This window comes from Streptomyces sp. NBC_00249, assembly GCF_026342355.1.
Lineage (GTDB): Bacteria > Actinomycetota > Actinomycetes > Streptomycetales > Streptomycetaceae > Streptomyces.
On the sequence record NZ_JAPEMV010000004.1, the window covers coordinates 548,746 to 574,368 of the forward strand.

Annotated in this window: 25 protein-coding genes; 8 read left to right on the top strand and 17 right to left on the bottom strand. The window is 71.5% G+C overall.

Going from position 1 to position 25,623, the window contains the following annotated elements:
• Positions 1–97 precede the first annotated feature (97 nt).
• A complete protein-coding gene (locus OOK31_RS20850) occupies positions 98–637 on the bottom strand; it encodes an RNA 2'-phosphotransferase (RefSeq protein ID WP_267088786.1) in 540 nt (179 codons plus the stop codon).
• Between the two features lie 132 nt (positions 638–769).
• Here OOK31_RS20850 and OOK31_RS20855 point away from each other — a divergent pair, with 132 nt between their 5' ends.
• Entirely contained in the window at positions 770–1,594 is an 825-nt protein-coding gene (locus tag OOK31_RS20855; RefSeq protein WP_267088787.1) for an aquaporin, read from the top strand.
• A 104-nt stretch (positions 1,595–1,698) separates the two neighbouring features.
• On the opposite strand, the gene OOK31_RS20860 is transcribed toward OOK31_RS20855, so the two are convergent.
• The 4 genes from OOK31_RS20860 to OOK31_RS20875 form a co-directional block, all read right to left on the bottom strand.
• Complete coding sequence (locus tag OOK31_RS20860; protein ID WP_267088788.1) at positions 1,699–2,613, bottom strand: MerR family transcriptional regulator; 915 nt, start codon at positions 2,611–2,613, stop codon at positions 1,699–1,701.
• Between the two features lie 10 nt (positions 2,614–2,623).
• On the bottom strand, positions 2,624–3,508 hold the full coding sequence (locus OOK31_RS20865; RefSeq protein WP_267088953.1) for a metal-dependent hydrolase: 885 nt from the start codon (positions 3,506–3,508) through the stop codon (positions 2,624–2,626).
• Positions 3,509–3,588: 80 nt separating this feature from the next.
• A complete protein-coding gene (locus tag OOK31_RS20870; protein ID WP_267088954.1) occupies positions 3,589–5,364 on the bottom strand; it encodes an SDR family oxidoreductase in 1,776 nt (591 codons plus the stop codon).
• A 5-nt stretch (positions 5,365–5,369) separates the two neighbouring features.
• Positions 5,370–6,251: a M24 family metallopeptidase gene (locus tag OOK31_RS20875; protein WP_267088789.1), complete on the bottom strand. Its 882-nt coding sequence runs from the start codon at positions 6,249–6,251 to the stop codon at positions 5,370–5,372.
• Positions 6,252–6,477: 226 nt separating this feature from the next.
• Between OOK31_RS20875 and OOK31_RS20880 the strand changes: the two genes are divergently transcribed.
• The 5 genes from OOK31_RS20880 (at position 6,478) to OOK31_RS20900 (ending at position 10,767) form a co-directional block, all read left to right on the top strand.
• Complete coding sequence (locus tag OOK31_RS20880; protein WP_267088790.1) at positions 6,478–7,497, top strand: ABC transporter ATP-binding protein; 1,020 nt, start codon at positions 6,478–6,480, stop codon at positions 7,495–7,497.
• On the top strand, positions 7,487–8,374 hold the full coding sequence (locus tag OOK31_RS20885; RefSeq protein WP_267088791.1) for an ABC transporter permease subunit: 888 nt from the start codon (positions 7,487–7,489) through the stop codon (positions 8,372–8,374). The genes OOK31_RS20880 and OOK31_RS20885 overlap by 11 nt, the downstream gene beginning before the upstream one ends.
• Positions 8,371–9,282, top strand: coding sequence for an ABC transporter ATP-binding protein (locus OOK31_RS20890; protein WP_267088792.1), 912 nt, complete (start codon positions 8,371–8,373; stop codon positions 9,280–9,282). Before OOK31_RS20885 ends, OOK31_RS20890 begins: the two co-directional genes overlap by 4 nt.
• Before the next feature lie 14 nt (positions 9,283–9,296).
• Positions 9,297–10,016 (top strand): ABC transporter permease, encoded by a 720-nt coding sequence (locus OOK31_RS20895; RefSeq protein ID WP_267088793.1) that lies wholly within the window; start codon positions 9,297–9,299, stop codon positions 10,014–10,016.
• An 85-nt stretch (positions 10,017–10,101) separates the two neighbouring features.
• Positions 10,102–10,767: a rhomboid-like protein gene (locus tag OOK31_RS20900; RefSeq protein ID WP_267088794.1), complete on the top strand. Its 666-nt coding sequence runs from the start codon at positions 10,102–10,104 to the stop codon at positions 10,765–10,767.
• Positions 10,768–10,858: 91 nt separating this feature from the next.
• Here the strand turns inward: OOK31_RS20900 and OOK31_RS20905 are convergent, their stop codons facing one another.
• Entirely contained in the window at positions 10,859–11,500 is a 642-nt protein-coding gene (locus OOK31_RS20905; protein ID WP_267088795.1) for a response regulator transcription factor, read from the bottom strand.
• Between the two features lie 10 nt (positions 11,501–11,510).
• Positions 11,511–12,500, bottom strand: coding sequence for a sensor histidine kinase (locus OOK31_RS20910; RefSeq protein ID WP_267088796.1), 990 nt, complete (start codon positions 12,498–12,500; stop codon positions 11,511–11,513).
• A 161-nt stretch (positions 12,501–12,661) separates the two neighbouring features.
• Here OOK31_RS20910 and OOK31_RS20915 point away from each other — a divergent pair, with 161 nt between their 5' ends.
• The gene (locus OOK31_RS20915) at positions 12,662–13,219 is read left to right on the top strand and encodes a hypothetical protein (protein WP_267088797.1); all 558 of its coding nucleotides are present in this window, start codon (positions 12,662–12,664) and stop codon (positions 13,217–13,219) included.
• A 141-nt stretch (positions 13,220–13,360) separates the two neighbouring features.
• Here OOK31_RS20915 and OOK31_RS20920 read toward each other — a convergent pair whose 3' ends face one another.
• The 9 genes from OOK31_RS20920 to OOK31_RS20960 all read right to left on the bottom strand — a co-directional run bounded on the left by OOK31_RS20920 (position 13,361) and on the right by OOK31_RS20960 (position 23,259).
• Positions 13,361–14,173 (bottom strand): HAD family hydrolase, encoded by an 813-nt coding sequence (locus OOK31_RS20920; RefSeq protein ID WP_267088798.1) that lies wholly within the window; start codon positions 14,171–14,173, stop codon positions 13,361–13,363.
• Positions 14,170–15,447 carry a serine--tRNA ligase gene (serS, locus tag OOK31_RS20925; protein WP_267088799.1) on the bottom strand — a complete coding sequence of 426 codons (1,278 nt, stop codon included), beginning with the start codon at positions 15,445–15,447 and terminating at the stop codon, positions 14,170–14,172. Before serS ends, OOK31_RS20920 begins: the two co-directional genes overlap by 4 nt.
• 527 nt (positions 15,448–15,974) lie before the next feature.
• Positions 15,975–16,910, bottom strand: coding sequence for a prephenate dehydratase (gene pheA, locus OOK31_RS20930; RefSeq protein WP_267088800.1), 936 nt, complete (start codon positions 16,908–16,910; stop codon positions 15,975–15,977).
• A 42-nt stretch (positions 16,911–16,952) separates the two neighbouring features.
• On the bottom strand, positions 16,953–18,239 hold the full coding sequence (efeB, locus tag OOK31_RS20935; RefSeq protein WP_267088801.1) for an iron uptake transporter deferrochelatase/peroxidase subunit: 1,287 nt from the start codon (positions 18,237–18,239) through the stop codon (positions 16,953–16,955).
• 5 nt (positions 18,240–18,244) lie between these two features.
• Positions 18,245–20,341: a copper resistance protein CopC gene (locus OOK31_RS20940; RefSeq protein WP_267088802.1), complete on the bottom strand. Its 2,097-nt coding sequence runs from the start codon at positions 20,339–20,341 to the stop codon at positions 18,245–18,247.
• Between the two features lie 22 nt (positions 20,342–20,363).
• Positions 20,364–20,861 carry a copper chaperone PCu(A)C gene (locus OOK31_RS20945; protein ID WP_267088803.1) on the bottom strand — a complete coding sequence of 166 codons (498 nt, stop codon included), beginning with the start codon at positions 20,859–20,861 and terminating at the stop codon, positions 20,364–20,366.
• A complete protein-coding gene (locus tag OOK31_RS20950; protein WP_267088804.1) occupies positions 20,858–21,511 on the bottom strand; it encodes an SCO family protein in 654 nt (217 codons plus the stop codon). The genes OOK31_RS20945 and OOK31_RS20950 overlap by 4 nt, the downstream gene beginning before the upstream one ends.
• 97 nt (positions 21,512–21,608) lie before the next feature.
• Positions 21,609–22,337 carry a YcnI family protein gene (locus tag OOK31_RS20955; protein ID WP_267088805.1) on the bottom strand — a complete coding sequence of 243 codons (729 nt, stop codon included), beginning with the start codon at positions 22,335–22,337 and terminating at the stop codon, positions 21,609–21,611.
• Positions 22,338–22,446: 109 nt separating this feature from the next.
• Positions 22,447–23,259: a hypothetical protein gene (locus OOK31_RS20960; RefSeq protein WP_267088806.1), complete on the bottom strand. Its 813-nt coding sequence runs from the start codon at positions 23,257–23,259 to the stop codon at positions 22,447–22,449.
• A gap of 244 nt (positions 23,260–23,503) precedes the next feature.
• On the opposite strand from OOK31_RS20960, the gene OOK31_RS20965 reads away from it, so the two are divergent.
• A complete protein-coding gene (locus OOK31_RS20965; protein ID WP_267088807.1) occupies positions 23,504–23,962 on the top strand; it encodes an ATP-binding protein in 459 nt (152 codons plus the stop codon).
• A gap of 136 nt (positions 23,963–24,098) precedes the next feature.
• On the opposite strand, the gene OOK31_RS20970 is transcribed toward OOK31_RS20965, so the two are convergent.
• Entirely contained in the window at positions 24,099–25,565 is a 1,467-nt protein-coding gene (locus OOK31_RS20970) for an aminopeptidase P family protein (RefSeq protein ID WP_267088808.1), read from the bottom strand.
• Positions 25,566–25,623 lie beyond the last annotated feature (58 nt).

Below are 25,623 nucleotides of genomic sequence, written 5' to 3' on the forward strand. Positions count from 1 at the left end.
ACAGGGTAGGGGGATGATCTGACAATCTCCCTGTGAATTCCGTCGGGGTGGCGCCCGCTTCCCGCCCGATGCCCACTCGACCCCCGCCCGCTTCCCGTTACGGGAAGCGGAGGAACCGCGGTGGCACGGACTCCGCCAGCCAGACCCCGTTCGCGCTGATCCGGAACACGTGTCCGGCCTCGTGCATCGCGCCGGCGTCCACGGCGAGGACCACCGGCCGGCCCCTTCGGGCACCCACCCGGGTCGCCGTCTCGCGGTCGGGCGAGAGGTGTACGTGGTGGCGGGCCATCGGGCGCAGGCCTTCGGTGCGGATCGCGTCCAGGGCCGCGGGGACGGTGCCGTGGTAGAGGTACGCGGGCGGTTCGGCCTCCGGGAGGTCCAGGTCCACCGCGACGGTGTGGCCTTGGCTGGCCCTGATGCGGGTCCCGTCGACAGCGAAGCGCTGCTTGTCGTTGGCCGCGACCACGTGGTCGAGCTCGGCTCGGCTGATGGGGAATCCGTGGGTCGCCGCGGCGTGCAGCAGGGCGTCGATCTCGACCCAGCCCTGTCGGTCGAGCGTCAGTCCGATCCGTTCCGGCTGATGCCGCAGGTGTTTCGAGACGTATTTGGACACCTTCACGGTGCGTCTGTCGTCCATGTCCCCAGCGTGCCGGGTCGGGCGGGTCCGCGGCAGCGATTTTCCGCGGCTGTCCCGGTATGGACTCCCTCTATCGCTCTTCCAAGATACGGAATACATTTTCCGCTGAACTGCTGTCCAGAGGGAGAAAACATGACAAATAAGGCTTCACTGCTGCGGCGCGCGGCCGCCGAGCTGATCGGCACCGCGAGCCTGCTCGTGGTGGTGATCGGCTCCGGGATCCAGGCCTCGGCCCTCAGCCGCGACACCGGTGTCGCCCTCGTCGCCAACTCGCTCGCCTCGGCCATCGGTCTCGGGCTGATCATCACGCTCTTCGGGCCGCTGTCCGGCGCGCACCTCAACCCCGTCGTCACCCTCACCGCCTGGTGGGCCCGCCGGGGCGGCGGTGAAGGGCTCGAAGGCCGTGAGGCCCTCGCCTACACCGCGGCCCAGACCGTCGGGGCCATCGGCGGAGCCGTAGTCGCCGAGGCGATGTTCGGGCGGGCGCCCGGGACCCTGTCCACGCAGGTCCGCGACGGCGGCCACCTGCTCATCGGGGAGATCGTCGCCACCGCCGGGCTGGTCCTGGTCATCCAGGGCTTCGGCCGCATCGGCCGGCCGAAGCTGATCCCGGCCGCGGTCGCCGCGTACATCGCCGCCGCGATCTGGTTCACCTCCTCGGGCTCCTTCGCCAACCCGGCGGGCACCGTCGGACGCGCGTTCAGCGACTCCTTCACCGGCATCGCCCCGCAGTCGCTGCCCGGATTCGTCGCGGCGCAGCTGCTCGGCGGGGTGCTCGGACTCGTCCTCGCCACCGTGCTCTACGGGCGTGAGTGCCCGGGCCGGAACCAGGACGGGATTCGGATCCAGACCCTGAGCGAGACCCCCACCCAGATCCAGGTGCAAGGCGCGGCGCAGGACGAGGCTCCGGTGGCCGATATACCGCGCACCGGCCCCGCCGTCGAGGTCGTCGCCTGAGGATCGGCACGTGTTGCCCACAGGAAAACCACACTTGTCCACAGCCGTTTCGGTGGGTTTCGGCGACAAGCATGTGATTCGCCCTGTGGACTACTGATCGAGCACTATCGGCCGCCCCTGCGCGCCAGATCGTTCATCGTTCGGGCCTGGAGCTCCCGCTCCGTCGCGGCCCGGACGAACTCCGCCACATGGTCGGGCCCCACCAGCTCCTGCACCGCCCGCACCGTCTCCGCCGGCAGCGCCACGGACGCGGGTCCCGAGGGCTGAGCCGGACCCGGTGCGCCGAGGTGCCGCTGGAGGTGCCGGGTCGCGAACAGCCGCATGGCCCGCGCCAGCTCGGCGTCCACCGTCTGCTGGGCCAGGGGCCGCAGCCTGCGGACCATCGTCGCTGCCTCGGCGGCGTCCGCGTCCGTGGGCGGAACCTGCCCGAGATAGCGGGCGAAGACGTGCTCGGTGGTGAACTCCAGGAAGCGCGAGGCGATGTGCTCCACCTGGCCGCGCAGCTCGCGCAGGTGCCCGGTGATCGCCGCCAGCGGCACCCCGGCCTCGTACAGCTCGGCCGCGACCGCCAGCTCCTGCGGAGAGGGCACCAGGAACTCGTCCGGGCGGCCCGGGATCCGCTCCAGCACCCCCAGCTCGCAGGCCTCGCCCACCGCGTCGTCGTCGGGCCGGCCGCCGAACCGCTCGTTGAGGTCGGCCCGGCTGATCCGGGCCGCCTCCTCGTCGGTCCACGGCCCGTGCACCTCTGCGACCAGGCCCAGTACGCCGCCCAGCCCGCGCCCCGCGTCCCAGGCCTCCAGCAGCTCCTTGATGGAGGCCAGGGTGTAGCCGCGGTCGAGCAGGTCCGCGATCTGCCGCAGCCGCGCCAGATGCGTGTCCCGGTAGACGTTGGACCGGCCCCGGCGCTCCGGCTTCGGCAGCAGACCGCGGTCCTGGTACGCCCGGATCGTGCGTACCGTCGCTCCGCTGTGGTGGGCCAGATCCTCGATCCGGTACTCGGCTACCGCCTGATCGGACAATCCCGGCTCCCTACGACATGGCGGCTCGGCCGACCGCGCCCGCCGCGGTCCGTGCGGCAGGAGACGCCGCCAGGTACTCGACCGCCTTGCGCAGCGAGCCCTCCTGCGAGGGATGGTACGACCGCCGGAAGTAGCGGGGTATGGCCGTGCCGAGCTCTCTCCAGGTCGGCAGCAGTCCCTTGGCCACCGCACGGTTGTGCTCGCGCAGCGAATACCGCAGCCGCCCGGCCAGTTGGGGGTCGTTGCGTATGAGGTACGCCGCCCCCCACACCCACAGCCAGGCCAGCACCGGGGCCACCACGACCATGCCCTCCACGCGGCGCGCGTACCGCAGCGGGCCCGGGCCGCCGCAGTGCTGGTACATGTCGAAGGCGACGGAGCGGTGCTCCACCTCCTCAGCGCCGTGCCAGCGCAGCAGATCCAGCATGATCTCGTCCGCACCGGCCCGGTCGAGGCCCTCGGCGTGCAGCACCCAGTCCCCGAGGACCGCCGTGAACTGCTCGATCGCGGCGATCAGGGAGAGCCGGAAGCGCAGCCACTCCTGCGCACCGACCGGGGCCCCGAACGGCGGGGTCTCCCCCAGCAGCTTCTCGAACAGGAAGTCCACGTACTTCGTGTACGCCTCGGTCGGCAGCCGCTGTACGGCGAGGTGGTCCAGGACGTAGAAGTGCTGCACGCTGTGCGTGGCCTCCTGGCCCATGAACCCCTTGACGTCCGTGCGCAGGGCGGGGTCGGTGACCAGCGGCAGCGCTTCCTTGAAGACCTTGACGAACCACCGCTCCCCGGCGGGCAGCAGCAGGTGCAGCACGTTGATCACATGGGTGGCGGTGGGTTCGTCGGGTATCCAGTGCAGGGGGGTGGACGTCCAGTCGAAGGCCACCCGGCGCGGGGTGATCGGGTGGGCGCCGGGTCCGGCCGGCGCGCCCGCCCCGCCGCCGGCCGCGGTGAGCCCCGCACCCTCCGCGCCCGCCCCGCTCACAGTTTGGGCTCCAGCTTCGCGAAGCGCCGCAGCGCGCCCGGAGCGAAGCGGGACATCCACAGGGCGCCCTTGGACTCGGGGGTCACGGGCACCACGGCCTGGTTCTTCACGACGGCCAGCAGGATCGCGTCCGCGACCTTCTCCGGCGGGAAGTTCCGCAGCCCGTACAGCCGCGACGAACGCTCCTGGCGGCGCTTCTCCTCCGCCGCGTCCACCCCGGCGAACCGGGAGGTGGCGGTGATGTTGGTGTTCACGATGCCCGGGCAGATCGCCGAGACGCCGATCGACTTGGCGGCGAGCTCCGCGCGCAGGCACTCGCTCAGCATCAGCACGGCCGCCTTGGAGGTGCTGTAGGCGGGCAGGGTCTTCGAGGGCAGGTAGGCGGCGGCGGAGGCGGTGTTGACGATGTGGCCGCCCTGGCCGCGCTCGGCCATCTGCCTGCCGAAGATCCGGCAGCCGTGGATGACGCCCCACAGGTTGACGTCGAGGACCTTCTTCCAGTCCTCGGCGGTGGTCTCCAGGAAGGGTCCGGAGAGGCCGATCCCGGCGTTGTTGACGAGGACGTCCACGATCCCGTACTCGGCGGCGACCTTCTCCGCGAGCTTCTCCATCGCCTGCTCGTCGCCGACGTCGACGCACTCGCCCCAGGCCTCGGGGGCGCCCACGAGCCGGGCCATCTCCGCGGTGCGCGCCGCGCCCTCGGCATCCCGGTCCACGGCCACCACCCGGGCCCCGGCCTCGGCGAACGCGAAGGCGGTGGCCCGGCCGATGCCGCTGGCGGCGCCGGTGACCAGGACGAGCTGCCCGCCGAAGCGGTCGGCGTACCTGCCCGGGGCCTTCTGCTCCGGAGCCCGCACGGCCGGCTCCTCCCGCGCCGTGACGAACTCGCCGATCCACGCCGCCACCTGGTCCGGCCGGGTCCGCGGGATCCAGTGCCGGGCGGGCAGGGTCCGCCGCACCAGGTCCGGCGCCCACAGTGCGGTGTCGTCGTAGAGCGCCTCGGACAGGAACCCGTCCCCGGTCGGGACGATCAGCTGCACCGGTACGTGCGCGTACGCGTCGGTGCGCGGCCTGCGCATGCGGGGCCGTACGTTGTCGCGGTAGAGCCAGGCGCCGTGTGCGGCGTCCTCGGGCAGCGAGGCCGTCGGGTAGGAGCTGTCGGGGAACTTCTCCGCGCGCTGGACGATCTTCGGCCACCGCTTGCCGAGCGGCCCGCGCCAGGCCAGCTCCGGCAGCGCCGGGGTGTGCAGCATGTAGACGTACCAGGACTTCGCGCCCTGGTTCAGCAGCTGGGCGGCCCGGCGCGGGGTGGGCCGCGTCATCCGCTTCTTGATCCAGTGCCCGAAGTGGTCCAGGGAAGGACCCGACATGGAGGTGAAGGAGGCGATCCGGCCCTCGGTACGGGCCACCGTCGCGAACTCCCAGCCCTGCACGGAGCCCCAGTCGTGGCCCACCAGGTGCACCGGACGGTCCGGGCTGACGGCGTCCACGACGGCCAGGAAGTCGTCGGTCAGCTTCTCCAGGGTGAAGCCGCCGCGCAGCGGGACCGGAGCCGAGGAGCGGCCGTGGCCCCGTACGTCGTACAGCACCACGTGGAAGCGGGCCGCGAGCCGCTCCGCGACCTCCGACCAGACCTCCTTGCTGTCCGGGTAGCCGTGCACCAGGACCACGGTCGGCCGGTCCGCCTCACCGAGTTCGACGACGCACAGCTCGATCCCGCCGGTGCTCACCCAGCGCTCGCGCGCGCCCGCCAGTGCCGCCGTACCGCTCATCCCGCTCATGCCGCCTTCTCCTCAGCCCAGCGCCGCACGTGCGGCAGGTCGTCGTCCAGCCAGAACGCACTCTCCTCGGGATCCCGGGAGTCGGTGACGACCAGGATCTCCTCGAACTTCGCCCCGGTGCCCCGGAAGCCCAGGTGCGGCTCCACCGCCCACAGGCCGGGCTGCGGCGGATGGTCGGAGAAGTGGTACGGGCTCCAGAGCGGGGACCAGCCCTCGCGGTGCCCGTGCAGGGCGTCGGCGGCCAGGCCCTTGAGGGACTGGGTGCCGAAACCGAACGCGGTCGGGGACCAGCGGCGCTCCTTGACCCGGTCTATCTTGTGCGCGATGACCCCGAAGGGGTAGGCCCGGTGCCGGTTCGCGTATCCCTGGCGGGTCATGAGCCGCTCGACGTTCTCGTAGATCTCGCGCAGGGAGCGGCGCTCGCGCACCTGTTCCAGGATCAGCTCCCGGTGCGGCTTCAGATCGGACATCAACCGGTTCTGTACCGGATGGAGACCGAGGCTGCCCGAGTAGCCGATGTCGGCCGCGTAGCCCTGGTGGACGGGCGCCATGTCGAGGATGAACGGCATCCCCGGCTCCAGCTTCCGGTTGGTCGGGAAGAACTGGAGGGGGATCTTGAAGTTCGCGAAGGCGGTGCGGTCCCCGAACCAGGCGAAGGGCAGGTGGAACCAGTCCCGCACCCCGCGCTCGCGCAGCCAGTCGCGCTGCATCCGCGCCGCCTCCCGCTCGGTCACCCCGGGCCGCAGCTGGGCAGCCACGGTCTCGGCGCACTCGTAGGCGAGGCGCTGCACCTCCCTGAAGCCGCGCAGCTCGGCGGAGAGCCGCCCGGCGAGCTGCCCGGAGCCGTGCGCGGTGCGTTGCTTGGTGTCCCCAGCCATGCCAGCCGTCCGTCCCTGTAGCCGTACGCGCCCGTAACTTGACACTGATGAATGTGACAATGACCGGAGATCACGTCAAGGCCCGTGCACGGACCTGTGGACAAACATGTCCGGTCCGTCCCTGCCGGCATCAGCCTTCCGTCAGGGTGTGTAGTCCTCAAGGCTGAGAAGGGATCCCGCTCCAGGTCTGACGATCCGCGGGCCGCGCGGCACTAACGTCGAACGCGTGACTGTCATCGCGACCGAAAGCCTGAGCAAGCGGTATCCCCGAGTGACCGCCCTCGACCGGCTCTCCCTGGACATCGGGCCCGGAGTGACCGGCCTCGTGGGCGCCAACGGAGCCGGCAAGTCCACGCTGATCAAGATCCTGCTAGGACTGTCCCCCGCCACCGAGGGCCGCGCCGCCGTACTCGGACTCGACGTCGCCACGCATGGCAGCGCCATCCGTGAGCGCGTCGGCTACATGCCCGAACACGACTGCCTGCCGCCCGACGTCTCGGCCACCGAGTTCGTCGTGCACATGGCGCGCATGTCCGGGCTCCCGCCGACCGCCGCCCGTGAGCGGACCGCCGACACCCTGCGGCACGTCGGACTGTACGAGGAGCGCTACCGTCCCATCGGCGGCTACTCCACCGGCATGAAGCAGCGCGTCAAGCTGGCCCAGGCGCTCGTCCACGACCCGCAGCTGGTCCTCCTCGACGAGCCCACCAACGGCCTCGACCCCGTCGGCCGGGACGAGATGCTCGGCCTGATCCGCCGGGTCCACACCGACTTCGGCATCTCCGTCCTCGTCACCTCCCACCTCCTCGGAGAGCTGGAGCGGACCTGCGACCACGTGGTCGTCGTCGACGGCGGCAAGCTGCTGCGCTCCAGCTCCACCAGCGACTTCACCCAGACCACCGCCACCCTCGCGGTCGAGGTCACCGACTCCGACACGCACCCGGACGGCACCGCCGCCCTGCGCAGGGCGCTCACCGCGGCGGGCATCACCCTGCACGCCGGCGAGGAGCAGGGTCTGCCCGGAGCCGGCCACATCCTCCTGGTGGAGGCCTCGGGCGAGGACACGTACGACACGGTCCGCGACACCGTCGCCGACCTCGGGCTCGGCCTGGTCCGCATGGAGCAGCGCCGCCACCACATCGCGGAGGTCTTCCGCGACAACGACCAGCACGCGCAGCAGGCCCTCGCGCAGCAGGCCCTCGCGCAGTCCATCCAGCGGAAGGGAGCCGGTTCCGATGGCGCCTGACACCTCGACCCAGATCCACAACATCGGTTACCGGTCCTACGACGGCCCCCGGCTCGGCCGCGCCTACGCCCGCAAGTCGCTGTTCTCGCAGTCCCTGCGCGGCGCGTACGGACTGGGCCGCTCGGCCAAGTCCAAGGTCCTGCCGATGATCCTCTTCGCGGTGATGTGCGTCCCCGCGCTGATCCTCGTCGCGGTGGCCATCGCCGTCCCCGGATCCACCGAACTGCCGATCAAGTACACGACGTACGCCCTCACCACCCAGGTGGTCATCGGCCTCTACCTCGCCTCCCAGGCGCCGCAGTCGGTCTCCCGGGACCTGCGCTTCAAGACCGTGCCGCTGTACTTCTCGCGGCCCATCGAGCGCGTCGACTACGTCGTGGCCAAGTTCGCCGCCATGGCCTCGGCCCTCTTCATCCTCACCGCCACCCCGCTGCTGATCATGTGGATCGGCTCGCTGCTGGCCAAGTTCGACTTCGGTGACCAGACCAAGGGATTCGGGCAGGGACTGGTGTCGGTACTTCTTCTGTCGCTGCTGTTCGCGGGCCTCGGCCTGGTCATGGCCGCGCTCACCCCGCGCCGCGGATTCGGTGTCGCCGCCGTCATCGGCCTGCTGCTGATCCCCTACGGCGCCGTCTCCACGGTCCAGGCCGTCGCCTACTCCACCGGGAACACCGGTGCCATCGACTGGCTGGGCCTGTTCTCCCCGATCACCCTGATCGACGGCGTGCAGACCGCCTTCCTCGGCGCCACCTCCGCCTTCCCCGGCGGCGAAGGCCCCACGGCCGCCATCGGTGCCGTCTACCTGCTCGTCGTCCTCGCCCTCATCGTCGGCTCCTACGCCGCCCTGATGGCCCGCTACCGGAAGGCCGGGCTGTGACAATCATCGACATCGACCACACCTCCCGCTGGTTCGGGAACGTCGTCGCCGTCAACGACGTGACCATGCGCATCGGCCCCGGAGTCACCGGACTCCTCGGCCCCAACGGCGCGGGGAAGTCCACCCTCATCAACATGATGGGCGGCTTCCTCGCCCCCTCCACGGGCACCGTCACCCTCGACGGCTCCCCGATCTGGCGCAACGAGCAGGTGTACAAGCAGATCGGCGTCGTGCCCGAGCGCGAGGCGATGTACGACTTCCTCACCGGCCGGGAGTTCGTCGTCGCCAACGCCGAACTGCACGGACTCGACGACGCGGCGGCGCAGCGGGCGCTCGCCACCGTCGAGATGGAGTACGCCCAGGACCGCAAGATCTCCACGTACTCCAAGGGCATGCGCCAGCGCGTGAAGATGGCCTCCGCGCTCGTCCACGAGCCCTCCGTGCTGCTCCTCGACGAGCCGTTCAACGGCATGGACCCGCGTCAGCGCATGCAGCTCATGGAGCTGCTGCGGCGCATGGGCGGCGAAGGCCGCACCGTCCTGTTCTCCTCCCACATCCTGGAGGAGGTCGAGCAGCTCGCCTCCCACATCGAGGTGGTCGTCGCCGGCCGGCACGCGGCCTCCGGGGACTTCCGCAGGATCCGCCGCCTGATGACGGACCGCCCCCACCGCTACCTCGTCCGCTCCTCCGACGACCGGGCCCTCGCCGCGGCCCTGATCGCCGACCCGTCCACGGCCGGCATCGAGGTCGACCTGAAGGAAGGCGCCCTGCGCATCCAGGCCGTCGACTTCGGACGCTTCACCGAGCTGCTGCCACGGGTCGCCCGCGCGCACGGCATCCGGCTGCTGACGGTCTCGCCCTCCGACGAGTCCCTCGAGTCGGTCTTCTCCTACCTCGTCGCGGCCTGAAGGAGCTGGCACCCATGTACAACCCCACCGTCGCCCGGCTCACCTACCGGGCCCTGCTCGGCCGCCGCCGCGCCGCGATCCTCTTCGCGCTGCCCGCCCTGCTGATCGTCATCTCCTTCGCCGTCCGCTTGTTCACCGGCGTGGACGACAAGGTGGCCGCCGACCTCCTCGGCGGTTTCGCGCTCGCGACGATGGTCCCGCTGATCGGCGTCATCGCCGGTACCGGAGCCATCGGCCCCGAGATCGACGACGGCTCGATCGTCTACCTACTGTCCAAGCCGGTGAAGCGGCCCACGATCATCCTGACCAAGCTGATCGTCGCGATCGCCGTCACGATGGCCTTCTCCGCGATCCCCACCCTGATCGCGGGCTTCATCCTCAACGGCAACGGCCAGCAGATCGCCGTGGCCTACACCGTCGCCGCGCTCGTCGCCTCGATCGCCTACAGCGCGCTGTTCCTGCTGCTGGGCACCGTCAGCCGACACGCGGTGGTCTTCGGCCTGGTCTACGCCCTGATCTGGGAGTCCCTCTTCGGCAGCCTGGTCTCCGGCGCCAAGACCCTCAGCGTCCAGCAGTGGGCCCTGTCGCTGGCCGAGAAGGTCGCGGGCCAGGGATACGTCGACGCCAGCGTGGGCCTGCCCACCGCGGTGGTCCTGCTCCTCGCGGTCACCATCGGCGCCACCGCCTACGCGGGCCAGAAGCTGCGCCGCCTCACCCTGGCCGGCGAGGAGTAGACCCTCCGTCACCCGGCATACGAACCCGTGCCCCGCCCGGCCCACCGGCCAGGCGGGGCACAGGTTCGCGCGGGATCATCGGTGCATGATCGAGCACACCGAGCCGGAGCCGTCCAGGCCGCTGCGGTCCTGGATACGCACCTCGCCCGGCACGCACATCTGGCTCCTGATCATCGCCGTCACCAGCCTGGTCGTCGTGATCGCCCCCGACCGGGTCGAGCACGTACTGCTCCACCGCAACAGCAGCAATATCCACCAGCTCGTCAAATACCCGGTACGGGCCCTGCTCAGCAGCGCCTTCTGGATCGAGAACCCTTCCTCGCTGGCGCTCTACGCCGTGCTCTTCGAGCTCTTCCACGCCCCCGTCGAACGCTGGCTCGGCACCCTGCGCTGGTTCCTGATCGTCGCGACCGCCCATGTCGTCGCCACCCTCGCCAGCCAGAAGGTCCTCCTGACGGCCATCCAGGACCACCGCGCGCCGCACAGCATGACGCACGTCGTCGACATCGGCGTCAGCTACGGCCTCGCGGCCTCGGTCGGGGTACTGACCTACCGTCTTCCCGGCCCCTGGAGATGGCTCTATCTGGCGGGAGCCGTCGCCTTCTTCGGGATCCCGCTGCTCACCGACGGCACCTTCACCGACCTCGGCCACGCCATCTCGCTCGCGGTGGGACTGCTCGCCTGGCCGCTGACCCTGCACCGCGAGCCCCACCCGGACGCTCCGTCGCCTGATGTTTCACGTGAAACATGAGCCGGATTCCGTGAGAGGGCCGCGTCCGGGCCGATGTTTCACGTGAACGCCGATGTTTCACGTGAAACACGAGCCAGAATCCCGCCGACCCCTACTCCGGTCCCACCACTCCGTGCTCCCAGGCCCACGCCGCGATCCCCACCCGGTTGCGGGCCCCGAGCTTGGCCTGCACGTTGGCGACGTGCGTCTTGGCCGTCCCGGCGCTGATGAACAGCTCCGCCCCGATCTCCGCGTTCGTCCGCCCCCGGGCCACCAGCCGGACGATCTCCAGCTCCCGCCCGGTCAGCACCTGCGCGGCCGTCGAGGGGGCCTTCACCTCCGGTCCCGAGAGCCGGCTCAGCAGCCGCACCGTGATCTGCGGACTGATCAGCGTGTCCCCCGCCATGGCCGCCCGGACGCCCTCGATCAGCAACGCCGGACCGGAACGCTTCAGCAGGAAACCGCAGGCTCCGGCCCGCAGCGCGGTGTGCACGTACTCGTCCAGGTCGAAGGTCGTCACCACCACGACCCGGGTCTGCGGGGACAGCAGCCGGGTCACCTCCAGCCCGTCCAGGCGGGGCATGCGGATGTCCGTCAGCACCAGGTCCGGGCGCAGCTCGCGGGCCAGGGTCACCGCGCTCTCCCCGTCCGCGGCCTCACCCACCACGGTCATGTCCGGCTGGGAATCGAGGATCAGCCGGAACCCGCTGCGGATGTCCGCCTGGTCGTCGGCTATCAGGATGCGTGTGGTCACGCCGCAATGATCACCCCAGAGCCCGCTCCCGCGCCGGGAAGACCGCGCGAACCCGCCAACCGCCGTCCGCGCCCGCTCCCGCCTCCAGCGTTCCGCCCGCCGCCTCCACCCGGCCGCGCAGGCCCGCGAGCCCGGTCCCGCTCCGCCGTCTGCGGGCGAGGAGCCCGCTCCCGCCGCGCGGGGCCGGGGAGTTGGCCACGCTGAGCTCTATGCCGCCCCTGGCCCTGCGCAGGGCGACCCGGACCACGGCCGACCCGGGCGCGTGCCGCCGTACGTTGGTCAAGGCCTCCACCGCCACCCGGTACGCGGTGGTGTCCGCCTCCCGCGAGAGCTCCCCCAGGGCCTGCGGGTCGGCGTCCAGCGTCCCGCCCTCGAACCGGTCCACCAGCTCCGCCAGCCGCGCCAGACCCGGGACGGGCGCGGCCGGCCCGCCCGCGGCCTCCTGGAGCGCGTGGACGGTCCGGTCCATCGACTCCAGCGCGCTCAGCCCGGCAGCCTCGATCCGCTCCAGCGCGCGGACCGCCTGCTGCGGATCCTGTGCGGCCACGAACCGCGCCGCCTGGGCCTGGACCACGATCGCGCTCACGTCGTGCGCCACGAAGTCGTGCAGGTCGCGGGCCAGTTCGAGCTGCTGGTCGCGCCGCGCCTCCCGTACGGCGTGCCGCACCCGGCCCGCCTGGCGGCGCAGGTGCGCGCCCGCGGCCAGGGCGCCGAGGGCGGGCAGGGCCCAGAAGGCCGCCGCCCCGCAGACCTCCAGCCACGACCCGTCCGCCCAGATCAGCGGGACCGGCCACACGGTGACCGCCATCAGGCCCAGCGCGCCCGCGAGCGCACCGGACCGGACCGGGGACCAGCGGGCCACCAGGGCCAGCAGCGGCAGCAGGACCGCCATCCAGGCCAGCGTCCAGGTCTCGGGCACGCCCACGGCCGTACCGGCCAGGGACAGCAGGCCCGCGACGGTCAGGGCAGGGGCGTAGAAGGCACTCGGCTTCCAGGTCACGTACCGACCCTACGAGCCGGCCCCGCCCCGGAACATCTGCCGTTCGGCAGATACCGCCCGCGCCTGCCGCCCACGGGCCTGCCGATCGGCGGATGGTTCCGCGGGGCCCGCCCGACCAGGCTTGAGGCATCACCCGCCGCCTCCCGAAAAGGACTTGGACCATGAGCACACTCACCGCAGCCCACCCCGTGACCCACACCCCGGCCGTGACCAGCGGCCCCGTCGTCAGCCGCCCGATCCGCTGGGCGGCGCACGCTGCCGCCCTCACCCTGCTTCCCAGCGGCCTGTGGCGAATCGTGATCGCGGTCGGCATACCCGTCGGCTGGGGAGCCGGCAGCGGGCTGGAGGCCGAGCTCTTCCCCGGCGTGTGGTCCTTCGCCCTGGTGGCCCTGAGCGCCTTCGCCGAAGGCCTCGGCCTGCTCACCCTCGGCCTCGTGCAGCGCTGGGGCGAAGTGGTGCCGAACTGGATCCCCTGGCTGCGGGGCCGCCGGATCCCGCCCCTCGCCGCCGCCGTGCCCGCCGCCCTCGGTGCCGTCGCGGTCACCCTGGTCACGGTGCTCAGCGCCTTCAACTGGTCCACCAACATGTCGGCGCCGGGCTCACCGGCCGGTGGCTACTGGTGGCTGATGACGGCGTGCTACGCCCCGCTGGTCCTGTGGGGCCCGCTGCTCGGGATCGTCACCGTCGCCTACTGGCGGCGCCGCCGGATCCACGGCTGACCGGGGAAATTCGCTGGTACGGGCCGTGCGGCCGGGGCAGAGTGAGACGTGCGGGGAGCAACAAAAGGTCCGGGACAGCCACTTCGAGCGCGCCTCGCGGCGCGGGCTGTCCCGGACCTCTCGTACGTCGTGGCCTGTGGGCTACGCGGCGCCCAGCAGGCGCTCCAGCACCACCGCGATGCCGTCCTCCTGGTTGGAGGTCGTCACCTCGTCGGCCACCGCCTTCAGCTCCGGGTGGGCGTTGGCCATCGCGACACCGTGTGCGGACCAGCCGAACATCGGGATGTCGTTGGGCATGTCTCCGAAGGCGATCGTCTCCGCCGCCTTCACGCCCAGCCGCCGTGCGGCCAGCGACAGGCCCGTGGCCTTGCTCAGGCCCAGCGGCAGGATCTCCACGATGCCCGGGCCGGCCATCACGATGTCGACCAGGCTGCCGACGGTCTCCCGGGCCACCTTGACGAGCTCGTCCTCGCCCATCCCCGGGTGTTGGATGTACAGCTTGTTCAGCGGAGCGGTCCACACCGCCGCGGTGTCCTCCAGATAGAGCGCCGGAAGGCCCTCCTGCACCTGGTAGCCCGGGCCGAACAGCACTTCGCCGTCCACCCCGTCGCGACTGGCGGCCAGCGCCAGCGGACCCACCTCGGCCTCTATCTTCGACAGTGCCAGACCGGCCAGCTGCCGGTCCAGGGTCACCGAGGTCAGCAGCCGGTGCGCTCCCGCGTCGTAGACCTGAGCACCCTGCCCGCACACGGCGATCCCCTTGTAGCCGAGATCGTCCAGCACGTGCCGGGTCCAGGGCACGGCCCGGCCGGTGACGACGATGTGTGCCGCACCCGCCGCGGTGGCCGCGGCGAGTGCTTCACGGGTGCGCTCCGAGACGGTGTCGTCGTCACGCAGCAGCGTGCCGTCGAGGTCCGTCGCGACGAGCTTGTACGGGAAGGGGGCCGGGCTCACTTGGTGATCGGCTCCAGGACCTCGCGACCGCCCAGGTACGGACGGAGGACCGCGGGCACCCGCACCGAGCCGTCGGCCTGCTGGTGGTTCTCCAGGATCGCGACGATGGTGCGCGGGACGGCGCACAGCGTGCCGTTCAGCGTCGACAGCGGCGCGGTCTTCTTGCCGTCGCGGTAGCGGATCGACAGCCGGCGGGCCTGGAAGCCGTTGCAGTTCGAGGCGGAGGTCAGCTCGCGGTACTTGCCCTGGGTCGGGATCCACGCCTCGCAGTCGAACTTGCGCGAGGCGGAGGAGCCCAGGTCACCCGTGGCGACGTCGATGACCTGGAAGGGCAGCTCCAGGCTGGTCAGCCACTGCTTCTCCCATTCCAGGAGCCGCTGGTGCTCGGCCTCGGCGTCCTCCGGTGCGACGTACGAGAACATCTCGACCTTGTCGAACTGGTGGACGCGGAAGATGCCGCGGGTGTCCTTGCCGTACGTACCCGCCTCGCGGCGGAAGCACGGCGAGAAGCCGGCGTACCGCAGCGGCAGCTTGTCGACGTCGATGATCTCGTCCATGTGGTACGCCGCGAGGGGGACCTCGGAGGTGCCGACGAGGTAGTAGTCGTCCTTCTCCAGGTGGTACACGTTCTCCGCGGCCTGGCCGAGGAAGCCGGTGCCCTCCATGGCGCGCGGGCGGACCAGCGCGGGGGTCAGCATCGGGATGAAGCCGGCCTCGGTGGCCTGCGCGATCGCCGCGTTGACCAGGGCCAGCTCCAGCAGGGCGCCGACGCCGGTGAGGTAGTAGAAGCGCGAGCCCGACACCTTGGCGCCGCGCTCGACGTCGATGGCGCCGAGGGACTCGCCGAGTTCCAGGTGGTCCTTGGCCTCGAAGCCCTCGGCGGCGAAGTCACGGATCGTGCCGTGCGTCTCCAGGACGGTGAAGTCCTCCTCGCCGCCGACCGGGACGTCCTCGTGGACGATGTTGCCGAGCTGGAGCAGGAGCTTCTTCGCGGCTTCGTCGGCCTCGTTCTGCTCGGCCTCGGCGGCCTTGACGTCCTGCTTGAGCTGTTCGGCCTTGGTCAGCAGCTCTGCCCGCTCCTCCGGAGAGGCCTTGGGGATGAGCTTGCCGAGCGTCTTCTGCTCGTTGCGCAGTTCGTCGAATCGCATGCCGGAGGACCTACGGCGCTCGTCGGCGGAGAGGAGCGCGTCGACGAGGCCGACGTCCTCTCCACGGGCGCGCTGCGAGGCGCGGACACGGTCAGGGTCTTCACGGAGCAGCCGAAGGTCAATCACCCCTCCAGGCTACCGGGCTGGGCTTCCTGGGATCACATCGATATCACGCTGCGTGTCACTTTGTCCCAATTGGGATGAATGCAAATCTCTTGTCCGGTGGTCGGGCGGGGCCGCTGCCAGGGGGTCGATAAAAGCGGGCTGATTCTCCGAAAAGGGGCACGGCATCGAGCGGCGGCCGGGGCCTGAGCAGCGTCGGAGGGGCTTGCTTGTCCACAGGAATTACCCCCGGGAGCGGCTTATCCACAGGCTGTGTGCGGGATCTGTGGACACCGAATTAGATCAATAGGGATCGGGGAGCGGTCGCGGCCGATCAGGGTTCAAACCGCCCTCACACACTCATTCGGGTGGGAATGACTCGCTCCAAAGAGTTGATCCGTGATACCGGGGTGACGCCGTTCACCTACCGCTCCCCAGCGCGAAACCTGAGCCGCCCGGCCGATATGTCGACCTTGTCGTATCACTCTGTCGACTTGTCCCCAGGTCTTCATCTCAGCCTGTGGATAACTCTGTGGACAGTGGACGAGCTCCTACGCGCGACCGTCGAGGCAGCGCGTCAGCCAGTCGGAGGCCTCGGTGAAGTCGTCGTCGGAGGTCCCGGCCCGTGCGGCCCGTACCTCACTCAGAGCGACCCCGGCGCGCGGGTAGGAACCGAGGAAGCGGATCTGGGGGCAGGTACGCCGCAGACCCATCAGGGCCTCGCTCACCCGGCGGTCGGAGATGTGGCCCTCGGCGTCGACGGCGAAGCAGTAGTTGCCGATGCCCTCGCCCGTCGGGCGGGACTGGATCAGCATCAGGTTCACCCCGCGCACGGCGAACTCCTGGAGCAGCTCCAGCAGCGCACCGGGGTGGTCGTCGCCCAGCCACAGCACGACGGAGGTCTTGTCGGCGCCGGTGGGAGCGGCCGGCCGAGCGGGCCGCCCGACGAGTACGAACCGGGTCTCGGCGTTCTGGGCGTCGTGGATCTCGGTGACCAGCGCCTCCAGCCCGTACGTCGCGGCGGCGAACTCTCCCGCGAAGGCGGCGTCGAAGCGGCCCTCCTGGACCAGCCGGGCCCCGTCGGCGTTGGAGGCGGCCGACTCCCACACCGCGTCGGGCAGGTGCGTCCGCAGCCAGTTGCGCACCTGCGGCTGGGCCACCGGGTGCCCGGTGACCGTCTTGATGTCCGACAGCTTGGTCCCGGGCCGCACCAGCAGCGCGAACGCGATCGGCAGCAGCACCTCGCGGTAGATCATCAGCGGCTCGCCGGAGGCCAGCTCGTCGAGGGTGGCGGTGACCCCGCCCTCCACCGAGTTCTCGATCGGCACCAGAGCGGCCGCGGCATCGCCGCTGCGTACGGCGTCCAGGGCGGCCGGTACCGACACCATCGGGACCAGCTCCCGGGTGGCGGCTTCCGGCAGCGTGCGGAGGGCGGCTTCGGTGAAGGTGCCCTCGGGACCGAGATAGGTGAAGCGGGTGGCCGACATGCGATCAGCCTAATGCCGGGCCGCCCGCCCCCGTGGGGCTGTTCACCCCTCGAGCAGCCGTTGTCCCACGTACTCCCCGGCGCGCGGCCCGGCCGGGACGGCGTACAGGCCACTGGACTCGTGCCGGATGAACTCGGACAGCGCGTCACCGCGGTCGAGCTTGCGCTGCACCGGGACGAACCCGCGCAGCGGGTCGGCCTGCCAGCAGATGAAGAGGAGCCCGGCGTCGGGGGTGCCGTCGGGGGCGAGCCCGTCGTGGAAGGAGAAGGGCCGTCGCAGCATCGCCGCTCCGCCGTTCTGCGCCGGTGCCGAGATCCGGGCGTGGGCGTTGGACGGGATCACGGGCTTGCCGTCGGCGCCGAGCTTGTCCAGCACCATCTTCGTGGTCTCGTCGCCGCCGGTCAGGGGAGCTCCGGTGGCCTTGGTACGGCCGATGACCTGCTCCTGCTGGGCCAGGGACTGCTTGTCCCAGTCGTCGAGCAGCATCCGGATCCGCCGGACGACCGCGTACGAGCCCGAGCCCATCCAGGCGTGCTCGGCCGGCCCCGGGCCGGCCTCCGGCACGAAGATCCGCTTGTCGAAGTCGGGCTCCTTGGGCTTGGGGTTCGCGGTCCCGTCGACCTGGCCCATCAGGTTCCGCGCGGTCATGGGGGTGCCGGTGGCTCCGGGAGAGCGGTTGAAGCCGTTCATCTGCCAGCGCACCCGGGCGGCCTCCCCCGCGTCCTTCTGCACCGCGCGCAGGGCGTGGAAGGCGACGAGCGCGTCGTCCGCACCGATCTGCACCCACAGGTCGCCGTTGCTGCGCTGGGCGTCGATCCGGTCCGAGGAGAAGTCCGGGAGCGGATCGAGGGCCGTCGGGCGCCGTGCGGTGAGGCCGGTGCGCTCGAAGAAGGAGTGGCCGAAGCCGAAGGTGATGGTGAGGGAGGAGGGACCGGCGTCGAGGGCGATCCCGGAGTCGCCCGTCGGCGCGGTCTCGCCCGCCATGAGCCGCCGGGCGGTCTCGGACCAGCGCCGCATCAGAGCGGCGGCCTCGGTCCGGCCGGCCCCCGGAGCCAGGTCGAAGGCGAGCACGTGCCCCTTGGACTGGAGCGGGGTGGTGATCCCGGCCTGGTGGTCCCCGTGGAAGGCGACCTGGGTGGCGCCGAGGGAGCTGAGCGACCCGGCCGAGCCCGGGGTCCCGCCCGCCGGGGTGTCCGCGATCGCGGAGTGCGCGAGGGCGCCGCCCGTGGCGCCCAGTGCGAGCCCGACGGCGCCGGCGGCGCCCACGGTGCCCAGCAGACGGCGCCGGGAGATCTCGATGTCGGGGTTGCTCCCGCTGCTTTCGGTCACGCTGCTCAGCCGATCTTCACGTTCTTCTGGACGGTCGTCTGGTCGATGTCGGAGGTACGTACGGTCACGTCGATGCGCCATTCGCCGGCGAGCGGCAGCTGGACCCCGGACGCGGTCCAGTGTCCGGGAGCGGCGCGGTCGGGGACGACGGGCAGTGGGCCGATCTCCTTGGCCGGGAGGGTGAAGGAGATCTTGACCTCGGGGAGGTCGAGGGGCTTGCCGTCGGGGCCGTCCGCCCACAGGTGGAGGGTGTTGGCGCCGACCCGGCCCGGGTCGAGCTCCAGCCGGACGTTGCCCTTGCCGTTCTGGCCGCCGGTGTCGAAGGGCAGGGTGATCTTGACGGCGCGGTTGGGCACGGCGGTGGTGGCCGCACCGCGGCCGGTCTCCTGCTCCGCCGCGCGGCCCGGCTCGGTGCTGGTCAGGACGGTGGTGACGGCCAGCAGGACGACGGCCACCGCGGCCTCGGCGAGGACGGAGCGGCGCAGCCCCGCCCGGCCCGGGTCGGCGTCGCGGACCTGCTTCTCGCGCGCCTTCTCGCGGGCGGCGCGCTGCCAGGCGAGCTGGGCGGCACGCCGCGGGTCGGCGGCCTCCTCAGCGGTCTCCTCGGCCGCTTCCTCAGCGGTGCCGCCCGCGGCGGACGCGCCGGACGGGCCGCCCACGTCGGCGGTGCCGGACGGCTCGGAGCTGTCCGTGGCGGTCGGTGTTTCACGTGAAACATCGCCTCCGACGAGCACCCCGGCCGGTTCCGCCGTGCGTTCTGCGGCCGGGACCTCCGCGAGGCGGGCGGTCCACTTGCGGGAGAGAGAGGCGACGCCGACGAGTACGGCGACCAGGCCGACCTTGATGATGAGGAGCTGTCCGTAGCTGGTGCCGGTGAGGGCGGACCAGCTGCCGAGCTGGCGCCAGGACTGGTAGATCCCGGTGGCGGCGAGGACCAGGACGCTGACGAAGGCGACCTTGGAGAAGCGCTGCACGGCCTCCCGCTCGATGTCCGGGACCTTGTGGAGGGCGACCAGCAGCGCCGCGAGCCCGCCGAGCCAGGTGGCCACGGCCAGCAGGTGCAGGATGTCGACGGGCATCGCGATGCCCGGCTGGATGCCCGTGGAGGCGTGCTCGGAGAGCGCCCAGGTGGCGGCGATGCCGCCCGCCACGACCGTGCCGCCGATACCGAGCCCGAATGCGAGGTCGTTGGTCTCCTTCCGCGCCTCGGCCTCCTGCGCCGCCGTCTGCTCCGTCCCGGGGGCCTCCGCTCCATGAGCCTCGGCCCCGGCGGGCTTCTGCCGGCGGGCGTAGGCACCGAAGAGCACGGCGATGAACAACGCGGCGGCCCCCAGGAGCAGCAGCCGCGAGACGAACGAGGCCCCGGTCTTCGTGTCCAGGACGGCCCGCAGCCCGTCGAGGTCGAAGACGTCGGAGAACTTCCCGGAGCCGGTGTACGGGGTGCGCAGCACCAGCATCGCCAGCGTGGCGGCGGTCAGGGTGACCCAGCCGCGCACGACCAGCTTCTGCAGCGGCCGCTGGGCCGAACCCCGGCGCCAGCAGAGCAGGATGAAGGCGGCCCCGCCGACGAGGACGGTGAAACCGGCGTAGGCGGCGTAGCGGGCGATGCCGTACGCGATGCCGACCGGCCCGCCGCCCGCCTGCTGGTCGGGGAGGGCGACCTGGGTCGCGGAGGGGGCGCCGATGGAGAAGGTGAAGGCGCCGGAGATCGGGTGGCTGTCGGCGGAGACGGCCTGCCAGGCGACGGTGTAGGTGCCGTCGGGCAGCCCGGAGTGCAGGGCGGTGCCGTAGCGGATCGTGGATCCGCTGCACATGTCCCGCAGCTCACCGGTGTCGACGCGTTTGCCCTGCGGGTCCATGACGCGGATGGAGTCGTCGCCCATGGCGACCTGCTCCGAGAAGGAGAGGGTGACCTGGGCGGGTGCCGTGGCGACCACCGCCCCGTCCTTGGGGTCGCTCGCGGTGAGTGCGGCGTGTGCCGTGGCCGGGGCGGCCGCGGTGAACAGGGTTGCCAGCAGGGCTGCGAGGACCAGCGCGAACCGCGGCAGGAATGCCGTGGCGTGGGCGCGGGCCGGGTGAGGAGCGGGGGCGGTGGCCGTCATGGCGTGTCAGTTCCTCGGTCCGTCAGTGGGCGTTGGAGTTCTGTGCGTTGTACGTCCGTTCCTTGACGTCCAGCTCGACCTTGACCGGGTCGGCCTTCTCGAAACGCAGCTCGATGGTGATCTTGTCACCGACGTTCGGCTTGCTCTTGAGACCCATGAACATGATGTGGTTGCCGCCGCGCTCCAGCTTGAGCTCGCCGTTCGAGGGCACGTCCATCGAGGGGACCTGCTGCATCTTCTGGTCCTTGGTCTCGTGGATCTGCAGATCGTCCGAGAGCGAGCTGGTGACGCCGGTCAGCTTGTCGGCGGTCTTCGAGTCGTTCTTGATGACCATGAAAGCGCCGGCCATCTTGTCGTTGACCGGTTCGGGCATGAAGGCGCCGCTGACGGTCATCTTCGGCTTGCCGGCCCCGTCGGCCTTCGCGCCGGAGTCCGCGTCGGAGGAGGAGCAGCCGGATATGGCGAGCGCTGCCGTCAGGGAGAGGGCGGCGGCGAGGGTGCGGGTGGTGCGGGTGTTCACGGGTTTTCTCCCTTGACGATCTTCGGCAGGTCCTTGGTGTAGTCATCGACGGTCGCGCCCTCGCCGTAGAGGACGTAGCCCTCGTCGGTCTTGGGCGAGAACACGATGACCTGCGCGCCGTGCATGGAGACGACGCTGCCGTCGGCCTCCTTCTTGGCGGCCTCGATACCGATGCCGAGCGTGCGTGCGGCGGCCTGGATGGTGGCGAAGTCCCCGGTCAGTCCGACGAAGGACGGGTCCTGGGCCTTGAGCCACGCGCCGAGGGAGTCGGGGGTGTCCCGTTCGGGGTCCGTGGTGACGAAGACGACCCGGAGCTTGTCCTGGTCCTCCTTGGGGAGCGCCTTCTTGGCGACGGCGACGTTGCTCATCGTCAGGGGGCACACGTCGGGGCAGTTGGTGTAGCCGAAGTAGATGAGCGTCGGCCGGCCCTTGGTCTGCTCGCGCAGGTTCCACGGCTTGCCGGTGGTGTCCGTGAGGACGAGCTCCGGCTTGTCGAAGGGGCGGTCGAGGACGGTCGCCGCGCCGGCCTTCTTCTGGCCGGTGATCTGGGTGACGGAGCCGGTGTCCCCGGCCGTCTTGGTGCCGCAGGCGGTCAGGGCGAGGGCGGCCGCCACCGCGAGGGCGGCGGCCGTCACACGTGTGGTGCGCATGAAGAGATGTCCCTGGGATCGGGGATGGTACGGGCGTTCATGGAACGGCAGGACCCGCGGACGTGTCCGAAGGGCGGGGCCTGCCGGAGCGGCCGGGTCAGGAGGTGCGGCGGCGCGAGGCGACACCGAAGGCCACGCCACCCAGGCCGATCACGATGCCCGCGATGCCGAGGGCACGCGCGGTCGTGTCGGAGCCCTTGGCGGCGGCCTCGTCGTGGTGGTCGTCCTTGGCGTCCTTGCCGGTGTTCTTCGCCTCGTCGGCGGGCTTGGCCGCGGCGTCGTGGTGGCCGTCCGCGGCCTTGGCCGCGGTCAGCTTCAGTACGGGGGCCGGGGTCTGCGGCTCGGCCGCGCCCGGCTTGGTCTCCTCGATCCAGCGCACGACCTCGTTGTTGTCGTACGTCTGGATGGCCTTGAAGACCATCTGGTCGGCCTCGGGGAGCTTGCCGACGGAGACCGGGAACTGCTGGAACTTGCCGGGCTCGATCTTGCCGCCGCTCCAGGTCACCTTGGTGACGGCCTCGTTGATCTGCTTGCCGTGCACGGTCAGCGGCTTGTCGAGCTTGGTCTTCTCGACGTTCACGGTCCAGCCCGGGATGTCCTGCGGCATGACGGACGTGAGCGGCTGGTCGATCGGGAAGTTGACCTCGAGCTGGGTCGTCGAGGCGTTGTCCCGCTCGTTGGGCACCTTGAAGTTGATGACCGCGTACCCGCCCTTGGTGGCCTCGCCGGCGGGCTGCACGCCGACGTGGGCGAAGGCGGGACCGGACAGGACGAGGACGGTGCCGGCGGCGAGGGCGGCGGCGAGGGAGACGCGAGAGGTCTTCATGACAGGAACACTCCACGGAAGCAGTGGTGACGGTGGCTCCGGGCGCAGGCGCGCGCGGAGGTCGCGGCACCGGTGCTCCCACCGTCTGTCCGGGGGGTGAGGTGCCGCGTCAGGCCGCGAGGGCGAGTGCCGTGGGCGGCCCGCGCCTGATCACCGTGTGCTGGAGTGCGTCCCTGCCGGTCGCCGGGGCCGGTGCCGACGGGGTCCGGCGGGCCCGGGGGCCGCGGGCGGGTGCGCCCGGGAGCCCGGCCGCGAGGGCGCGTACGAGGGCCAGCGCGGCGCGCAGCGGACGTACGGGGTCGGCCTCGGTGGTGAGCCGGGACAGTTCGACGAGCCGGAACAGCGCGGCATCGCCCCGGCCCAGCAGCCAGCCGGCGGCCAGCGCGGCCAGCAGGTGGCCGAGCAGCATGGCCGGGCTGAACAGTCCGGTCGCGGGTGCTCCGGCGGCCCCGGCCAGGTGGGCGTGGGTCGCGTGACCCTGCTCGGCCGCCTGGGCGGCCATGGCGGCCGGGTCCAGTCCGGCCGTCTCCAGGATCCGCCGGGCGTCGGCCGGGCTGAGCGGTACCGAGTTGCCCCCGCACACCAGCTGGGCGGCGAGCGCCGCCAGTGAGGTGTCGGCGGCGCCGGCCGGTGCCTGCGCTGCGGCGGCGCCGTGCTGGCCGAGGCCGAACAGGGTGTGCAGCCCGAGCTGTCCGACGGTGAGGCCGACGGCGATCCCGGGCAGCGAGCGCCTGCGCCCCGCCAGAGGAGCGGCGATCGCGAGGACCGCGACGAAGGCGATGCCGAGTACCCACCACGGCACGGCGGCGCACGAGGCGACGGCGTGACCGGCCGCGGACAGCACGACGCAGACCGCGGTGAACACCGCGGCCCGGATCATCCGCAGGCCTGCTCCGGCATGCGTCGTGAGGGGGGCAGTCATGGCCGGGCCATCATCGCACTGCGCTTAGGGCGCCCATACGGCAGGTCCGGAAGGTCCCATGCGTCCCCCTGAACGGCCCCCACCCCGCCACCCCTGTCGTCCGTCGAACCACACGCGCCCCACGGCGCGCACTCGGCGGACGCGCCCGCATACACCGCCGCCCGGGAATGCCACATCGGCCGAATGAGGGCTGTGCCGGCCGTCGGGGGCTTACGGCTCACCGTAGGCGGCAATAGGTAACCGTATGAGCATCTGGTGGTCTCTCCACTTGAGGCGCGAAGCCGCGAGCGTGCCGCTCGCCCGGCGACTGCTGCTCGGGACGATGGAGACCGCGGGGGTGGACCCGGACATCTCCTTCGACCTGTCGGTCGCGCTGAGCGAGGCGTGTGCCAACGCGGTGGAGCACGGCGGCCGCGCCGCCACTCCCCCCGGCGGTCCCGGTCCCGATACCGAGGCGTACCACGTCACGGCCTACCTGGACGGCAACCGCTGCCGCATCGAGGTGACCGACTCGGGGCCCGGGTTCCCGCCCGCGACGGTGGCCCGGCACAGACCCTCGCTGGCCGAGCACGGCCGGGGACTGCACCTGATCGCGGAGCTCGCCGACCACGTCCGCTTCCGCAACCGGCCCGGCCGGGGCGCGGTGGTCAGCTTCGACAAGGTGCTGAAGTGGCGCGACGACGCGCTCCTGAAGGCGTCGTAGCCCTCGCAGCCGCGGAACGCCGACGGGCGGGACCCCCTCCGAGGGGATCCCGCCCGTCGGCGTGCGGCTCGGACCTTCGAGGACCGCGAGGCCGTGAGGGCCGCGAGCCCGCGAAGGCCGCGAAGGCCGCGAAGGCTCAGCCCTTGAGGCGGGCCATCCACGCCTCGACCTCGACCGAGGTGCGGGGCAGCCCGGCGGACAGGTTCCGGTTGCCGTCCTCGGTGACGAGGATGTCGTCCTCGATCCGGACGCCGATGCCGCGGTACTCCTCGGGCACGGTCAGGTCGTCGGCCTGGAAGTACAGACCCGGCTCGACGGTCAGGCACATGCCCGGCTCCAGCGTGCCGTCGACGTACGCCTCGGTGCGCGCGGCGGCGCAGTCGTGGACGTCCATGCCGAGCATGTGGCCGGTGCCGTGCAGGGTCCAGCGGCGCTGGAGGCCGAGCTCCAGGACCCGCTCGACCGGGCCCTCCAGCAGGCCCCACTCGACGAGCTTCTCGGCCAGCACGTGCTGCGAGGCGTCGTGGAAGTCGCGGAACTTCGCCCCCGGCCGGACGGCGGCGATGCCGGCTTCCTGGGACTCGTAGACCGCGTCGTAGATCTTGCGCTGGATGTCGGTGTACGTGCCGCTGATCGGCAGCGTGCGCGTGACGTCGGCGGTGTAGAGGGAGTGGGTCTCCACACCGGCGTCGAGCAGCAGCAGGTCGCCGGAGCGGACGTCGCCGTCGTTGCGGACCCAGTGCAGGGTGCAGGCGTGCGGGCCGGCGGCGCAGATGGAGCCGTAGCCGATGTCGTTGCCCTCGACGCGGGCGCGCAGGAAGAAGGTGCCCTCGATGTAGCGCTCGGAGGTGGCCTCGGCCTTGTCCAGGACCTTCACGACGTCCTCGAAGCCGCGGACGGTGGAGTCGACGGCCTTCTGCAGCTCGCCGATCTCGAAGGCGTCCTTCACGGCGCGGGCCTCGGAGAGGTAGACGCGCAGTTCCTCGTCGCGCTCGGCGGTGACCTTGTCGGTCAGGGCCTTCTCGATGACGGCGTCGTGGCCGCGCACGTTGCGGACCGGGCCCTCGGCCTCGGTGAGGGCGTCGGCCAGCTCGCGCACGTCCTTGGCGGGGATCCCGAGCAGCTGCTGGGCCTCGGTGAGGGAGTGGCGGCGGCCGACCCACAGCTCGCCCTGGCCGGACAGCCAGAACTCGCCGTTCTCGCGGTCGGAGCGGGGCAGCAGGTAGACCGTGGCGGTGTGCCCGGCGGCGCCCGCGGGCTCCAGGACCAGGACGCCGTTCTCGGTCTGGTCGCCCGTGAGGTACGCGTACTCGGTCGAGGCGCGGAAGGGGTACTCGGTGTCGTTCGAGCGGGTCTTCAGCCGGCCCGCGGCGATGACCAGGCGCTCGCCCGGGAAGCGCGCGGACAGGGCGGCGCGGCGGTCCGCCGTGTGCCCGGCCTGCGCGATGGGCTCCAGGCCGTGCAGCTCGGTGTCGGCCCAGCCGGTGCGCATGTTCTCCGCGAGTTCCTCGCTGACGCCCGGGTACAGCGCGTTCTTGCGCTGCTTGTGCTTCTTCTGGGGCTGCTCTTCTTCCGGGGTCTCCGGGGTGAGCTCGTCAGCCACGTCTTCTCCTCAGCTGCTACGACATGCGGGGACCGGGTACGGACCTCGTCCATCGTAC

Coding starts and splice junctions, on each gene's coding strand:
- OOK31_RS20850 (WP_267088786.1), bottom strand. CDS start 637: ATGGACGACAGACGCACCGTGAAGGTGTCCAAATACGTCTCGAAACAC.
- OOK31_RS20855 (WP_267088787.1), top strand. CDS start 770: ATGACAAATAAGGCTTCACTGCTGCGGCGCGCGGCCGCCGAGCTGATC.
- OOK31_RS20870 (WP_267088954.1), bottom strand. CDS start 5,364: ATGAGCGGTACGGCGGCACTGGCGGGCGCGCGCGAGCGCTGGGTGAGC.
- OOK31_RS20875 (WP_267088789.1), bottom strand. CDS start 6,251: ATGGCTGGGGACACCAAGCAACGCACCGCGCACGGCTCCGGGCAGCTC.
- OOK31_RS20885 (WP_267088791.1), top strand. CDS start 7,487: ATGGCGCCTGACACCTCGACCCAGATCCACAACATCGGTTACCGGTCC.
- OOK31_RS20895 (WP_267088793.1), top strand. CDS start 9,297: ATGTACAACCCCACCGTCGCCCGGCTCACCTACCGGGCCCTGCTCGGC.
- OOK31_RS20900 (WP_267088794.1), top strand. CDS start 10,102: ATGATCGAGCACACCGAGCCGGAGCCGTCCAGGCCGCTGCGGTCCTGG.
- OOK31_RS20915 (WP_267088797.1), top strand. CDS start 12,662: ATGAGCACACTCACCGCAGCCCACCCCGTGACCCACACCCCGGCCGTG.
- pheA (WP_267088800.1), bottom strand. CDS start 16,910: ATGTCGGCCACCCGCTTCACCTATCTCGGTCCCGAGGGCACCTTCACC.
- OOK31_RS20940 (WP_267088802.1), bottom strand. CDS start 20,341: ATGACGGCCACCGCCCCCGCTCCTCACCCGGCCCGCGCCCACGCCACG.
- OOK31_RS20950 (WP_267088804.1), bottom strand. CDS start 21,511: ATGCGCACCACACGTGTGACGGCCGCCGCCCTCGCGGTGGCGGCCGCC.
- OOK31_RS20955 (WP_267088805.1), bottom strand. CDS start 22,337: ATGAAGACCTCTCGCGTCTCCCTCGCCGCCGCCCTCGCCGCCGGCACC.
- OOK31_RS20960 (WP_267088806.1), bottom strand. CDS start 23,259: ATGACTGCCCCCCTCACGACGCATGCCGGAGCAGGCCTGCGGATGATC.
- OOK31_RS20965 (WP_267088807.1), top strand. CDS start 23,504: ATGAGCATCTGGTGGTCTCTCCACTTGAGGCGCGAAGCCGCGAGCGTG.